The 14,167-nt window shown below is 72.9% G+C and carries 14 protein-coding genes; 8 read left to right on the top strand and 6 right to left on the bottom strand.

The features are described from left to right. Window positions 1-8: 8 nt before the first annotated feature. Window positions 9-1,529, bottom strand: a complete 1,521-nt coding sequence (locus tag P5G50_RS02095; RefSeq protein WP_301212712.1) for an ATP-dependent DNA ligase — start codon at window positions 1,527-1,529, stop codon at window positions 9-11. A gap of 59 nt (window positions 1,530-1,588) precedes the next feature. Between P5G50_RS02095 and P5G50_RS02090 the strand changes: the two genes are divergently transcribed. Then, complete coding sequence (locus tag P5G50_RS02090; RefSeq protein ID WP_301212710.1) at window positions 1,589-2,179, top strand: alpha/beta hydrolase; 591 nt, start codon at window positions 1,589-1,591, stop codon at window positions 2,177-2,179. Window positions 2,180-2,185: 6 nt separating this feature from the next. On the opposite strand, the gene P5G50_RS02085 is transcribed toward P5G50_RS02090, so the two are convergent. Continuing rightward, window positions 2,186-2,356, bottom strand: a complete 171-nt coding sequence (locus P5G50_RS02085; protein ID WP_301212709.1) for a hypothetical protein — start codon at window positions 2,354-2,356, stop codon at window positions 2,186-2,188. Between the two features lie 69 nt (window positions 2,357-2,425). Beyond that, complete coding sequence (locus tag P5G50_RS02080) at window positions 2,426-2,842, bottom strand: CBS domain-containing protein (protein WP_301212708.1); 417 nt, start codon at window positions 2,840-2,842, stop codon at window positions 2,426-2,428. A gap of 161 nt (window positions 2,843-3,003) precedes the next feature. Here P5G50_RS02080 and P5G50_RS02075 point away from each other — a divergent pair, with 161 nt between their 5' ends. Both P5G50_RS02075 and P5G50_RS02070 read left to right on the top strand, forming a co-directional pair. Further along, window positions 3,004-3,354, top strand: coding sequence for a hypothetical protein (locus P5G50_RS02075; RefSeq protein ID WP_301212707.1), 351 nt, complete (start codon window positions 3,004-3,006; stop codon window positions 3,352-3,354). A gap of 7 nt (window positions 3,355-3,361) precedes the next feature. Beyond that, window positions 3,362-3,673: a hypothetical protein gene (locus P5G50_RS02070; protein ID WP_301212706.1), complete on the top strand. Its 312-nt coding sequence runs from the start codon at window positions 3,362-3,364 to the stop codon at window positions 3,671-3,673. A gap of 12 nt (window positions 3,674-3,685) precedes the next feature. Here P5G50_RS02070 and P5G50_RS02065 read toward each other — a convergent pair whose 3' ends face one another. The 3 genes from P5G50_RS02065 to P5G50_RS02055 are packed head-to-tail and all read right to left on the bottom strand — an operon-like array spanning window position 3,686 to window position 6,563. Continuing rightward, on the bottom strand, window positions 3,686-4,381 hold the full coding sequence (locus P5G50_RS02065) for an aspartate/glutamate racemase family protein (RefSeq protein WP_301212705.1): 696 nt from the start codon (window positions 4,379-4,381) through the stop codon (window positions 3,686-3,688). Between the two features lie 54 nt (window positions 4,382-4,435). Continuing rightward, entirely contained in the window at window positions 4,436-5,197 is a 762-nt protein-coding gene (locus P5G50_RS02060; protein ID WP_301212704.1) for a class I SAM-dependent methyltransferase, read from the bottom strand. 10 nt (window positions 5,198-5,207) lie between these two features. Further along, a complete protein-coding gene (locus P5G50_RS02055) occupies window positions 5,208-6,563 on the bottom strand; it encodes an MFS transporter (RefSeq protein ID WP_301212703.1) in 1,356 nt (451 codons plus the stop codon). A gap of 104 nt (window positions 6,564-6,667) precedes the next feature. Between P5G50_RS02055 and P5G50_RS02050 the strand changes: the two genes are divergently transcribed. The 5 genes from P5G50_RS02050 to P5G50_RS02030 all read left to right on the top strand — a co-directional run bounded on the left by P5G50_RS02050 (window position 6,668) and on the right by P5G50_RS02030 (window position 14,134). Further along, window positions 6,668-8,599, top strand: a complete 1,932-nt coding sequence (locus P5G50_RS02050; RefSeq protein WP_301212702.1) for a sensor domain-containing diguanylate cyclase — start codon at window positions 6,668-6,670, stop codon at window positions 8,597-8,599. Between the two features lie 92 nt (window positions 8,600-8,691). Beyond that, window positions 8,692-10,041: a sensor domain-containing protein gene (locus P5G50_RS02045; RefSeq protein ID WP_301212701.1), complete on the top strand. Its 1,350-nt coding sequence runs from the start codon at window positions 8,692-8,694 to the stop codon at window positions 10,039-10,041. 509 nt (window positions 10,042-10,550) lie between these two features. Beyond that, the gene (locus tag P5G50_RS02040; RefSeq protein WP_301212700.1) at window positions 10,551-11,558 is read left to right on the top strand and encodes a LacI family DNA-binding transcriptional regulator; all 1,008 of its coding nucleotides are present in this window, start codon (window positions 10,551-10,553) and stop codon (window positions 11,556-11,558) included. A 231-nt stretch (window positions 11,559-11,789) separates the two neighbouring features. Then, complete coding sequence (locus P5G50_RS02035) at window positions 11,790-12,974, top strand: Gfo/Idh/MocA family protein (RefSeq protein WP_301212699.1); 1,185 nt, start codon at window positions 11,790-11,792, stop codon at window positions 12,972-12,974. After that, on the top strand, window positions 12,971-14,134 hold the full coding sequence (locus P5G50_RS02030; protein WP_301212698.1) for a DUF993 family protein: 1,164 nt from the start codon (window positions 12,971-12,973) through the stop codon (window positions 14,132-14,134). Before P5G50_RS02035 ends, P5G50_RS02030 begins: the two co-directional genes overlap by 4 nt. Window positions 14,135-14,167: the final 33 nt, after the last annotated feature.

The raw sequence follows: 14,167 nt of genomic DNA, 5'->3' as shown, positions 1-14,167 counted from the left end.
GGGGGCGCTCAGCGCAGCAAAGCGCGCAGCGTCTGGATCGTGTCCGCCTCGCCGGGCTCCTTGTCGTCGCGGTAGTGCTTCACCCGCGCGAACCGCAGGGCGATCCCGCCCGGGTAGCGCGTGGAGCGCTGCACGCCGTCGATCGCGATCTCGACCACGGTCGTCGGCGCCACCCACACCGTGCCCGCGGTGCGGCGCACCTCGATCTGCTGGAAGTACTCCGTCTGCCAGCGCAGCAGCTCGTCCGTGAGCCCCTTGAAGGTCTTGCCGACCATCACGAACCCGCCCGGCTCGCCGAACTCGCCCTCCGGGTCGCGCGCGCCCAGGTGGAGGTTCGACAGCCAGCCGCTGCGCCGCCCCGATCCCCACTCGCACGCGAGCACGACGAGGTCGTAGGTGAGCACCGGCTTCACCTTCACCCAGCTCGAGCCGCGGCGGCCCGCCGCATAGAGGGAGTCGACCGCCTTGACGACCACGCCCTCCTGACCCGCCGCCAGCGCCTCGCGCGAGACCCGCTCGGCGACCTCGGGGTCGTCGGTGACCTCGCCGCGGATGCGATACGGCCCGGCGACGCGTTCGAGCTCGGCCAGCCGCGTCTCCAGCGGTTCGTCAAGCAGATCGCGGCCGTCGACGTGGAGGATGTCGAAGAACCACGGATGCAGCAGCGTCTCGCTGGCTGCGTCCGCGCCGAACCTCGACATCGTCTCCTGGAACGGCCGCGGCCCGCCGTCCTCGTCGAGCGACAGCGTCTCGCCGTCGAGGATCACGTCGTCGACGGGCAGCCGGCGCGCCACCCCCACCACCTCCGGCAGCCGGTGCGTGATGTCGGCGAGGTTGCGGGTGAAGACGCGCACGTCGTCGCCGTGGCGGTGCACCTGGATGCGCGCGCCGTCCAGCTTGTGCTCCACGCTCGCGCGCCCCGTCGTGGCGAGCGCCTCGGTGGGGGTGGAGGCGGAGGCCGCGAGCATCGGAAGCACCGGCCGGCCCACCTCCAGGCCGACCGCCGCCAGCTCGTCGGCGGTGCCGGTCAACGCCAGCCGCGCGGTCCAACCGAGGTCGCCGGAGAGCATCGCAGCACGCCGGACCGTCTCGCCGGGGCGGTCGGAGGCGCGGGCGATCGCGTCCGTGAGCACGCCCTCCAGCGCTCCCGTGCGCATCTCGCCGAGCAGCACCCGCACGACGAAGTCCTGCTCGCCCGCCGTCGCCCGCTCGGTGAACGCGCGCAGCAGCCGTGCGCGCTCGCCCGTGGAGCCGCCGCCCGAGAGCGCCGCGAGCGTCTCGAGCAGCTCGTCCAGGTCGCCGACCGTCAGCGTCGGTTCGGCCGCCGGCTCGCCGATCGCGGAGGTGACCCCGCGCCAGCCGACGCCCACGCGCCCCTGCCGCGGCTTGCCGACGAGGAAGCCGACCGCGGGCGCCACCTCCTCGGGCGCGAGCTCGGAGAGCAGGGCGGCGAGCGCGTCCACCTTCGCCAGGCGGGAGCGCGTCGCGGCGACCGCATCGGTCGTGTCGACGAGCGTCTGAAGCAGCACGCCCCCACTCAACCACCACGGCGCTGCGCGCGGGATGCCGAGAGGGGATACTGGGCGTCATGGCGGTGCTGCTCATCCTGCACGGCAGGTACGGCGTGGCGGGCGACCTCCCGCAGGTCGCGGAGGCGGTCCCGCCCGGCTGGCGGGTCGAAGCGCTCCAGGCGCCGCTGCCGCTCGGCGACCGGTTCGAGTGGTTCCACGTCGAGGACTGGTCGAAGCCCGGCCCGCTGTCGGCCGATGTCGCCCCGGCCGCCGACCTCGTGCTCGACTGGATCGAGCGGGAGGCCCCGGGCGAGCGGGTCGGGATCGTCGGCTACTCGCAGGGAGCGGCCACCGGCCTCCAGGCACTGCGACGCGCACCCGAGCGGATCGCCTTCGTGGTCGTGCTCGCCGGATTCATGAGCATCGACGCCGAAGCCGGAGACGCCGAACTGGGCCGCCTCCGCCCGCCGGTGCTCTGGGTCCGCGGCGATCAGGACGACGCGATCACCGAGGCCGACGTGCAGCGCCTGGCCGCGTTCCTCCCCGCGCACAGCACCCTGACCGAGCGTGTGCTGCCCGGCGTCGGGCACGAGGTCCCCGCGTCGATGGTGGCGGAGGTGGCGGCGTTCCTGAGCCGCTCCCCGGGGGAGCAGCCCGCGGCGTCGTGACGCAGGTCAGACGTTGCCGTCCTCGTCCTCTTCGTCCTCCATCGCGAACTCCTCCAGGTCGCCGAGGTCGGCGCCGCCGAACGCGCCCGTGCCCTCGTCGAGGCTGCCCGTGCCGTCGGGGTAACCGGCGCGGTCGGGAAACTCGTCGGGTCGCCGGTCGGCACTGTCGTCGCTCATGGTCGCTCCTCCCGCTGTGTGTGCGACCATCCTGCCGCGCCGGCCCGCCGCGCGGCTAGCGGCATCCGGTCAGTCCTCCGAGATCTCCGCCACCGTCTCCCCGGTCTGCACCGGGGAGCTGGTGCGCGCCAGGTCGGCCTGCGACACCATCCCGACCAGCCGGTGGCCGTCGATCACGGGCAGGCGGCGCACCTGGTGGCGCTGCATCACGTCGTGCGCCTCCACCACGTCGTCGTCGGCGCCGATGGTGACCGGCTTGCCCTGGGCGTACTCGCCGGCCGTCGCCGTGCGCGGGTCTCCGCCGGTCGCGAGGCACTTGACCACGATGTCGCGGTCGGTCAGCACACCCTTCAGGCGGTCGTCCGAACCGCAGATCGGCAGCGCGCCCACGTCGAGGTCGCGCATCCGCACGGCGGCGTCGTAGAGCGTCTCGTCCTCCCGGACGCACTCGGCGCCGGGCGTCATCACATCGCGGACCACGGTCATCAGTCGTCTCCTTCCGTCGCGCCTCCATCGCACCTCTCCCGCGCCTCGCTTGCGAGGCCTTGACGCCCGACCGCGGCGGGGTAGCGGGCTGCGGGAGGTTGGAGGCGCGCGGCATTTGTCAACGGGCTGCGCTCCACCCTCTGATGCGTACCGTCGGCATCGTGAAGCACGTGACCTATTCGGACAAATCCCTCCTGGTCGGCGACGAGGTCGCCGATCTGCTGATGGAGTACGCCACCCAGCTGGGGAGGATGAGCCAGACCGACACCGTGACCCTCCGCGCCATCGGGGCCGACGGCAATGAGGTGAGCGCGAGCTTCTTGCTGAACCCCTCCACGATCCTGATGGTCGAGTCCGCCTCGACGACCGCCACCGAGCCCGAGAACGATCTGGCCGAGCAGTACCTGCAGAGCAGGATCAACGGCCTGCGCCAGTCGTTCGAGGTGCCGCCGGCTCTGGCGAGCGAGGGCGCTGAGGGCGACGATCTCACCGACTCGGACGGGAGGGCCTGAGATGGGCATGATCGAGGCACGCGGGTCGAAACCGCTGACCATCGTCGGCATCGTCCTCTTCGTGCTGGGACTCGCGACGCTGATCACCTACTTCGCGACCACGCCCGGCACCAACTCCGAAGGCGAGGGAGCCGGTGTCGCGCTGGTGATGTGGCTCGCCTCCGCCGTGCTGATCGGCGTGGGCGTGCTGCTGACGGTGCTGGGCCTGGTACGCCGCAATCGCGGCAGGAACGTCGGCGACGACGCCGAGCGCCGCGTCGACGACCACGTGCACGACCTCGAGCCGGGCGTGGGAGGCGACAGCCACCCGCCGGCGTGACGGGCCTCCCCCTCAGCCCTTCCCGAGCGCGAAGTCCACGGCCGCGTGCGCGTGCAGCCGCGTCGTCGCGAACAGCGGCAGCGCGGTGTCCTGCGGGCGCACGAGCAGCTCCAGCTCGGTGCAGCCGAGGATCGCGCCCTCGGCCCCGGCCGCGGTCAGCTCGCCGATCACCCCGACGAGGTCGGCGCGGGACTCCTCGCGGATGTCGCCGAGCACCAGCTCGTCGAAGATGATCCGGTCGATCCGCTCACGCGCCTCCGCGTCCGGCACGTGCACGCGCAGCCCGTGACGTTCGAGCACCGAGCGGTAGAAGTCCTCCTCCATGGTGAAGCGGGTGCCCAGTAGCCCCACCTCGGTCACCCCCGCGGCGGTAACCGCTCCCGCCGTCACCTCGGCGATGTGCAACAGTGGGATGCCGATGGAGGCGGTGATCGCGTCCGCGACCTTGTGCATCGTGTTCGTGCACACCAGCACGCAGTCGGCGCCGGATGCCTCCAGACGCGAGGCCTCGCGGGCGAGGAGCGCGCCGGCGTCGTCCCAGCGGTCCTCCAGCTGCATCACCCGCACCGCGTCGAAGTCGACCGAGATCAGCACGCAGTCGGCGGAGTGCACGCCGCCCAGCCGGTGCGCCACCTCCTCGTTGATGAGCTCGTAGTAGAGCGCAGAGCTCTCCCAGCTCATGCCCCCGAGCAACCCGATCCGCTTCATCCCGTCCCCTCCCGCCGGTCGAGACCCGCCGGTCCAGACCCGCCGGTCGAGAGGTCAGTCTGCCAGCTCGGCCCGCCGCAGCGCGATCAGCCAGGTCGCGTAGTGCTCGGTGACCGTGCCGCCGAGCCGGTCCGCGACGGCCGCGGCCTCGTCGGCCTCCTCGGGCGTCCAGTCGCTGAAGGTCGTGAACAGGTCGCGCACCCGCGCGCTGTCGAGGTCGATGCTCCACCGGAGGTTCACGGTCCGCTCGGCCAGGAAGAGCCCGCCGGCCGTGAGCCGCTCCCGCCAGCGGTCCACCTCCAGCTCGCCGGGGCCGGGGCGGGGCGGGGCCTGGCGACGGTCCACGATGGCCTGGATTCCCCGGCGGAACGGCGTGACCTCCGCCTCCGGGTCGCCGTACACGTTCCTCCACACGACGAGCAGCCCACCGGGCACGAGAGCGGCATGCAGCCGCGGGAGCAGCACCTCAAGGTCGAACCAGTGAACGGCCGTCGCCGCGGTCACGAGGTCGAAGGCGCCGGCGTCGAGCGCGATGTCCTCCGCACGGGCGTTCACCACCGTCGCGCCCGGCACGCGCGTGGCCAAGCGGGCGGCCAGTGCGGGGCCGGGCTCCACGGCCGTGACGGCGAGCCCGGCCTCCACCAGAGGAGCCGTGGCCTGACCGGTGCCGGCGCCGATATCGAGCGCCCGTGCCCCGGGCGTCAGCGCACCGAGCTCTCGGAGCGCCCGCCACAGGGCCGGAGGGTAGGGAGGCCGCGCTCGCTCGTACCGCTCCGCGTTGCGGTCGAAGTGGTCCTCGAACCCGGCACCGCCCATGCAGGCGACCCTACGCTCCGGCTCCCGCGCCCGCCTCGGCCTTCGCCGGGCTCTTCGCCGTCGCTCCCGACGACGTGTCGCTCGTCTCGTTCAGGGTCTTGCCGGTCGTCTCCGGCGCCATCACCTGCGACACCAGTGCTCCGATGACGCAGATCACGGCCGCGATGACCATGCACCAGCCGGTCCCGATCGTGTCGATGCCGATGGGGAGGAGGAACGTGCCCGCCGCCGCGCCGATCCGGCTGGCCGCCGCCGCGACACCGACCGCCGAGCTGCGGACCTCGGTGGGCATGATCTCGATCGGGTACACCGCGGAGAGGTTGCCCTGCAGCGCGTTGAAGAAGGCGAACACGGCGAAGCACACGATGGTCACCCATACCGGCGCCCCCGACCAGATGCCGACCACCGCGAGGGCGGCGGCCATGATCCAGAACGGCGGGATCAGCTGCTTGCGCCGGCCGACGTGCTCGATCGTCAGCGCGCCCACGAGCGCGCCGACGGTGGCGAGGCCGTTGACCCCGATCGTGCCCCAGGCCGGGTCGGAGAGGTGGAGCGACTCCAGCACGACCGGCGCGAAGGTGAAGATCGCGAAGTACGGCGCGACGTTGCACGCCCAGAAGACGCTGATGAACAGCAGCCGGCGGAGGTTCTCGCCGCGCAGCAGCTCGCGGTAGCCTCCGCTCGCCTCCCGCTCGGCCATGATGCCCTCGCGCTCGACGTAGTCGCGGCCGAGGTCGCGCTCGACGATGCGGTCCGCCTCGGCGCGGCGGCCGTGCCCGAGCAGCCAGCGCGGCGACTCGGGGACGCCCAGCCGCACGATCCACGCCCCGACCGCCGGGATGACGCTGGTCGCGAGGATCCACCGCCACGACAGACCGCCCGCCGTCATCGCGTAGGCGACCACGACGGCCACGAGGAACCCGCCGTACCAGCACACCAGCAGCGCCGAGAGCCGGCGGCCGCGGTTGCGGTTGGGCGCGAACTCGGCGAGCATCGCCGCGCCGATCGCGTACTCCGCTCCGATCGCGACGCCCAGCAGCACGCGCACGATGAACAGCTGCCACGGCTCCGTCACGATCGCCTGCAGCGCGCCGAGCACGATGAAGCAGAGGATGTCGATAGTGAACATCCGCTGCCGGCCGAAGCGGTCGGTCAGCCAGCCGGCGAGCGGGGCGCCGACGAAGATGCCGATCAGCGACGAGGCCCCGATGAGGCCCGCCTCCACCGGCGACAGGCCGAGCGCGGTGGTCAGCGCCGGCAGCACCACACTGAGCACGCCGAGGTCGAATCCGTCGAGCCCTTCGCCCCACGCGGCACTGAGGTTGATGCGGCGGATGATCGAGCGCCGTCGTTGTTCGGTTGTCATGAGAAACACCCTCCGTCCGCTGTGAGGATCGGGGGAGGGGCTTGCGCGCCGGCGAATTCAGGGCCAACAGGCGTTATGCAGGGCGCACGCACTAGGTTTGAGTGATGGATGACTCCGCCGCCGTACCCGATGTGGCGGACTCCGCCGAGCGACAGCGGCTGGAGGAGTGCGTCAAGGAGCCGATCCGGACGCCGGGCCGCATCCAGTCGCACGGCGTGCTGCTCGCAGTCGACGTGAACACCTTCGAGATCGTCACGGTGAGCGAGAACGCCGCCCGCTGGCTCGGCCGCTCGGTGTCCGAGCTCGGCAGCCCGACGCTGGAGTGGGCCGTCGCCGCCGACTCGCATGGCGACCCCGTGCGGGTCGAGCTGAGCGGCCGGCCCTTCGACGCGATCATCCACCGGGTGGGCGACAACGCCATCATCGAGCTGGAGCCGGCGGAGGGCGCTCCCGACCTCGGCACGCCATCGGTCGTCAACGCGATCCGCACCCTGGGCCTGCTCACCAGCGCGGAGGAGCTGCGCCAGGCCGCCGCCGAGGAGGTCAAGCGCATCAGCGGCTTCGACCGGGTCATGGTGTACCGCTTCTTCGAGGACGGCCACGGCGAGATCGCCGGCGAGGCGTCCGAGCCCGGGATGGATGTGTACAGCGGGCTGCGCTTCCCGGCCTCCGACATCCCGCAGCAGGCGCGGTCGCTCTACCTGACCAAGCTGTCGCGCGCGATCGTCAGCACCGAGGACCCGGGCACACCGCTCGTCGGCAGCGACCCGGGCGCGCCTCCCCTCGACCTCAGCAGCGCCGAGCTGCGTGCCGTCTCGCCGCACCACCTCGCGTTCATGCGCAACATGGGCCAGGCCTCGACGGTGTCGTTCTCGCTGATCGCCGACGACCGCCTCGTCGGCATGATCACCTGCGCGCACCGCACCGAGCGGCGTATGCCGATCCTGCTGCGGCGCGCGCTGGAGGTGCTGGCCACCCAGCTCACGGTGCAGCTCGGGGCGCTGGAGTCGATCGCCGAGCTGCGGCACGACCTGTCGCTGCGGGAGCGGCGTGCGGCCGTGCTCGCGGACGTCCCCTCGGCCGACGACCCCCTCCTCGAACTGAGCGAGAAGGGCGACGCGCTGTGCGCGCTGGTGGAGGCCGACGGCGCGATCCTCGCCCTCGACGGCGTCAGCCGCAGCGTCGGCGACGTACCGCTGGTCGACCGGAGCATCCTGCTCGCGGCGGCAGGCACCGAGCCGCTGCACACCGACGAGATCGGCCGGACGCACCCGGCGCTCGCGACCCTCACCCCGGGTTTCGCCGGGATGCTGGTGATCCCGGTCCCCGGCCACGGCGTCCTCCTGTTCTTCCGCCGCGAGGCCGCCCAGGTCATCCGCTGGCTCGGCGACCAGACGGCGAGCAACCGCGACACTCCGCTGTCGCCCCGGCGTTCGTTCTCCGAATGGCGCGAGAGCGTGCAGGGCAGCGCCATCGCATGGGGTCGCACGGCCGGCGAGGCCCGCGACCTCGGCCGCGAACTGGCGCGCGCTCTCGACCGGCGCGACGAGGCGCGGCTCGCCCAGCTGGCCCTCATCGACCACCTCACCGGCCTGCACAACCGCCGCTCGTTCGAGCGCGCGCTCGAGGACGTCGTGGTGCAGGGCAGGAGCGGCGTGCTGCTCTTCCTCGACCTCGACGACTTCAAGTCGGTCAACGACCGTCAGGGCCACGAGACCGGAGACGCCGTGCTGCGTGCCGTCGCCGACCGGTTGACGCAGGCGTGCCGGGCCTCCGACGTCATCTCGCGGCTCGCGGGCGACGAGTTCGTGGTGCTGTGCGCCGGGCTCACCGAGGCGGAAGGCGACCGGGTGGCCTCGCGCCTGGTGGAGGCGATCGGGCACCCCGTGCAGACCAAGCGCGGCGACGTGACGATCACCGCCTCGTGCGGTGTGATCGCAGTCGAGGACGGCCACACCGCCAAGCAACTGCTCGACGCCGCCGACGCGGCGATGTACCGGGCCAAGAAGGCCGGCCGCAACCGCACCTCGCGCTAGCCCGTACCTTTCGGTATGAAGCCGCGCCGGCAGCGGTTAGGATCGATACCGTGACGCCGCCAACCGGCCGGTGACGAGTCGAGGGAGCACGCGTGCGGTCAGTGGCGGCGGACGACCTGCCTTGCGCGGTCGTCCAGCTCGACGCCTCCGGCGCGATCGTCGATGCGAACGCCGTCTTCGCCGCGTGGACCGGCCGCCTGCTCACGGAGCTCGTCGGCACGCCGCTCGACAGCCTCCTTCGCCCCTCCAAGAGCGCCACCACCGACGGCTCGGTGATGCGTCTCGCGAGCGCCGACGGCCGTCGTCGCGCGGTGATGCCGACACGGAGCGCCCTGCCCGACGGCCAGCTCGTGGTGCTGGTGGATGCGACGGAGCGCATGGCCTTCGAGGATCGCCTGACCCGCTCCCGCTCGCTCGAGGAGCGCACGCGCAACCGGCTCGAGCTGGTGATCGAGGCCTCCATCGCCTTCGCCACCGCCACGACCGAGATCGAGCTGGCCGACATCCTCGCCACCACCGTCGCCCGGGCGTACGGCGCTGAGCAGTCCGCCGTCTTCCTGCTCGACGACCACGGCGCCTTCGAGCAGACCTCCGGCAGCAACCCGCTGGAGGCCGTGGTCGATCTGACCTCGCTGGCGCCGCAGGCGTCGATGCTGCGCAGCGTCGTCAAGCTGAGCGGCGCCGACCAGGCCGAGGAGCTGTCGCCCGCGCTGGGCCGCGCGTTCCGGGAGGTCGGCGTGTACGCGTTGCTCGCCTCCCCGATCCGGCACGACGACGAGCTGTTCGGCCTCTGGGTCTGCTTCTTCCTCCACCCGCGCACCTTCGACGCCGAAGCCGCCCCGCTGGCGGACGCGCTCTCCGGCCAGGCCGGCCAGACCGCGACGAGCCTGCGGCTGCAGCGGCAGCTGGAGCACGCCGCGATGCACGACGAGACCACCGGCCTCGCCAACCGCCGGTTCCTCGAGACGCTGCTGCCCGACTACGCGGAGGCGGCAGAGACCCTCATGGCGGTCATGTTCATCGACCTCGACGGCTTCAAGGCGGTCAACGACAGCCTCGGCCACCACGCGGGCGACCTGCTGCTGCGGGAGGTCGGGGTGCGGCTCAAGGGCGTCGTGCGGCACGACGACCTGGTCGCCCGCTACGGCGGCGACGAGTTCGTGGTCGTCTGCGAGGTGCCCGACAGCATCGCCGCCCACGACGTCGCGGAGCGCATCCGCCGCGAGGTGCGCCGCCCGTTCGACGACCTGCCGGAGGGCTTCCCGGTCAGCGCCAGCATCGGCCTCTCGATCGCGCGCACCGCCGCCTCGGCCTGGAACCCGGACCTGCTCATCCGGCTGGCCGACCAGGCGATGTACACCGCGAAGAACGCCGGCGGCGACCGTATCGTCGATGCGCGCGGCTTCGGCGGCGAGGACGCGCCCCTGCCGGTCGGCGTCTGACGTCAGCGCTCTGCGCCTGACGTCAGCGCTCTGCGCCTGTAGCTGTGCGCCCGCGCTATGGGCTCGCGCTGTGCGCACTTGTCGCCCGGATGGGGTGGAGCGGAGCGGGCGGCCGGTCGGATAGCGTGGCCGGATCGACGCCCGGCGGAGGCTCAGATTCTGCGGTTTATGATGACTGCTTCCGCCCGTGCGGACGGGACAGCGTCGCCCCGCACCACCCGATCCCCCCTCCCGTCCACCCGAAAGGACACCCCCATGAGCTCGCTCCGCGTGCACATCGACCGCACCCTCGCCCCGGCCGACGAGGCCGAGACCCCGGACGCGTCCGCCCTGGAGCAGGCCGCCGCCGTCTGACCGGCGGCGCCCCTCCTCCCCTCCTCCCCCCCCATCGAGTTGTCACGACTTGCCGTCCGGCCCGCCGCTGAGACGGCATGTCGTGACAACTCGACAGAGGCCGCGGCTGAGGCCGCGCCCGCGCCGCCGTGGATCACGCCCGATAGGTTGATCCCATGAGCGACAAGGCACCGACCCTCGTCGAGGTCGCGGCGCACGCCGGCGTCTCCCTGGCGACGGCGTCGCGCGTGCTCAACGGCAGCGAGCGGCGGGTGAAGCCCGACCTGCAGGAGCGCGTCCTCGCCTCCGCCCGCTCCCTCGGCTACAGCGCCAACGTGCAGGCGCAGGCGGTCGCCCGCGGCACCAGCAACGTCGTCGCGCTGGTGGTCGGCGACATCGCCGACCCGTACTTCTCCTCCATCGCCTCGGGCGTGATGCACGTGGCCGACGAGCGCGGCCTGATCGTGACCATCACGGCGACCGGCCCCTACGCGGGCGCGGAGTCGGTGGCCCGCGAGGAGGCCGCGCTCGCCGCCCTGCGCGGCCAGCGCCCGCGCGCGGTCGTGCTGGCGGGCAGCCGGGTCGTGGGGGTGGAGGCTGCGGGCGGCTCCGCGGCCGGCGCCTTCTCCGCCTCCTCCGAGCGCGTCGCGGCCATCGGCTCCGGCGCGCCGGGGCTGCGGTCGATCGCCGTCGACAACGCGGGCGGCGCCGCCGCGCTCGCTCGGGAGCTGCGCGGCCTCGGCTACGCGGACTTCTCGGTGCTCGCCGGTCCACCCGAGCTCGTCACCGTGCGCGAGCGCGTCGACGGGTTCCGCTCCGTCGTGCTGGGCGCCGACGTCCGTCACGCCGAGTTCTCGCGCGAGGGAGGCCACCGCGCGATGGCCGAGCTGCTCGCGTCAGGAGCCCGCCCCGACTGCGTCTTCGCCGTCACCGACGTCATGGCCGTCGGCGCGATGACGGCGGTGCGGGAGGCCGGGCTCACCCCCGGCGCCGACATCGCGCTGGCCGGCTTCGACGACATCCCCCTCGCCGCCGACCTCGCTCCGGCGCTCACCTCGGTGTCCCTCCCGCTCGCCGAGATCGGAGCCAGGGCGCTCGAGCTGGCGCTCGCCGACACCCCGGCCGCCGACGCCCCCGCGATCACCGCCGAGGTCCGCCTCCGAGCGTCGACGCCGGGCCACTGACCCCCTCGGCAGCCACAGCCGCCCCCGCCGACCGGCCGCCTCCGGCGCACACCACCCCCTCCACCAACGATTTGGCGCAACACGCCGTCTCGGCACGCCCGGAGACGGCATGTCGTGACAACTCGACGGAGGGCCCGGAGGGGTGGCCGCGCTTGACGCGCCCCTCCTCCTCGCCTACCCTCCTGGTAAGCGCTTTCCCACCGGCGCGCACACGAGCACGAAGGAGTTCACGTGTCGTCCATCGGCATCATCATGAACGGCGTCTCCGGGCGCATGGGCTACCGGCAGCACCTCGTGCGGTCGATCCTCGCGATCCGCGAGCAGGGCGGCGTCGAGCTCTCCGACGGCCGCCGCGTGCAGGTCGAGCCGCTGCTCGTCGGCCGCAACGAGGAGAAGCTGGCCGAGCTCGCCCGCCGCCACGACCTCCAGCACTTCACGACCGATCTCGACGCCGCGCTCGCCGACGACCGCTGGCCGATCTACGCCGACTTCCTCGTGACGAAGGCGCGCGCCTCCGCGATCCGCAAGGCCATCGCCGCGGGCAAGGCGATCTACACCGAGAAGCCGACGGCCGAGAGCGTCGAGGAGGCGCTGGAGCTCGCCCGCCTCGCCGCCGACGCCGGCATCAAGAACGGCGTCGTGCACGACAAGCTCTACCTGCCCGGCCTGCGCAAGCTCAAGCGGCTGATCGACTCCGGCTTCTTCGGCCGCATCCTCTCGGTCAGGGGCGAGTTCGGGTACTGGGTGTTCGAGGGCGACTGGCAGGCGGCGCAGCGGCCGAGCTGGAACTACCGCGCCGAGGACGGCGGCGGCATCGTCGTCGACATGTTCCCGCACTGGAGCTACGTGCTCGAGAACCTGTTCGGCGGCGTCCGCTCGGTCTACGCGCAGGCCGTCACCGAGATCCCGCAGCGCGTCGACGAGCAGGGCCTCCCGTACGCGGCGACCGCCGACGACGCCGCCTATGCCATCTTCGAGCTGGAGGGCGGGGTCACCGCCCAGCTCAACTCCAGCTGGACCACCCGCGTCAACCGCGACGAGCTGGTCGAGTTCCAGGTCGACGGCACGCACGGCAGCGCGGTCGTCGGCCTGTTCGGCTGCAAGATCCAGCCGCGCAACGCCACGCCCAAGCCCGTCTGGAACCCCGACCTCGCCGACGAGCACGACTACGCCGCCGACTGGATCGAGTCCCCGGCCAACGAGGTGTTCGAGAACGGCTTCAAGACCCAGTGGGAGCAGTTCCTCCGTCACGTCATCGAGGACGCCCCGCACCCGTACGACTTCCTGGCCGGCGCCCGCGGCGTGCAGCTCGCCGAGGAGGGGCTGCGCTCCTCGCGGGAGGGCCGCCGGGTGGAGCTGGCGCCGCTGTCGCTGGGGGAGCTCGGAACGGCGCAGCTCACCGGGGCCCGCGCATGACGCTCACCGCCACCTCCCTCCATCCCGTCACCCTCCTGCACCCCGACGGCACCACCACCGTCGCCGACCTCGGCGAGGCACCCGCCTTCGAGCGCCCCAGCACCCCGTTGCGCTCGCGGGTGGCGTACGCGGCCGCGCACGTCATCCCGAAGCCCTGGGCCGACAACGTGCCCGGCGCTCCGGCCGACATCGACTGGGAGGCGACGCTCGCGTTCCGCCGCCACCTCTGGTCGTGGGGCCTCGGCGTGGCGGACGCGATGGACACCGCCCAGCGCAACATGGGCCTCGACGCGGCGGCGACCCGCGAGCTGATCGCCCGCAGCGCCGCCGAGGCCAGGGCCGCCGGCGGCAGCATCGTGGCCGGCGTCAACACCGACCACGTCGACGAGCGCGTCATCCCCCTCGACTCCGTGATCGACGCGTACAAGCAGCAGCTGCACTTCACCGAGGACGCCGGAGCGGGCGTCGTGCTCATGGCCAGCCGCCACCTCGCCCGCGCCGCGCAGACTCCCGGCGACTACGAGCGGGTCTACCGGGAGGTGCTGGAGGCGGCGGCCGCGCCGGTCGTCCTGCACTGGCTCGGCACCGCCTTCGATCCCGAGCTGGAGGGATACTTCGGCGACGCGGACACCGTCCTGCGGATCATCGAGGCCGCCGGCGACCGCGTCGCGGGCATCAAACTGAGCCTCCTCGACGCGGAGGCGGAGGTGGCGCTGCGGGCGCGCCTCCCGCACGGCGTCCGCATGTTCACCGGCGACGACTTCAACTACGCGGGCCTGATCGCGGGCGACGGCGAGCGGCACTCCGACGCGCTGCTCGGCGCCTTCGCCGCCCTCGCCCCGTCGGCCTCCGCCGCCATCCAGGCACTCGACGCGGGCTCGCCGGAGGCGTTCAGCGCCATCCTCGAGCCGACCCAGGCGCTCTCGCGCCAGGTGTTCGCCGCGCCCACCTACTTCTACAAGACGGGCGTCGCCTTCCTCGCGTGGCTCAACGGCCACCAGGAGGCGTTCAGCATGGTGGGCGGCCTGCACGCGGCCCGCAGCCTCCCGCATCTCTCCGAGATCGTCCGGCTCGCCGCCGCCTGCGGAGCGCTGGAGCATCCGGAGCTGGCCGCACGCCGCTGGCGCGGGCTGCTCGCGGTGAACGGGGTGGAGTCGTGACGGCCGCGCACCCGCGCCTTGCGGTCGGCGGGG

Source organism: Leifsonia williamsii, from assembly GCF_030433685.1.
GTDB lineage: Bacteria > Actinomycetota > Actinomycetes > Actinomycetales > Microbacteriaceae > Leifsonia > Leifsonia williamsii.
Note: the sequence above shows the minus strand (reverse complement) of the source record. Positions and strands in the feature narration are given on the sequence as shown.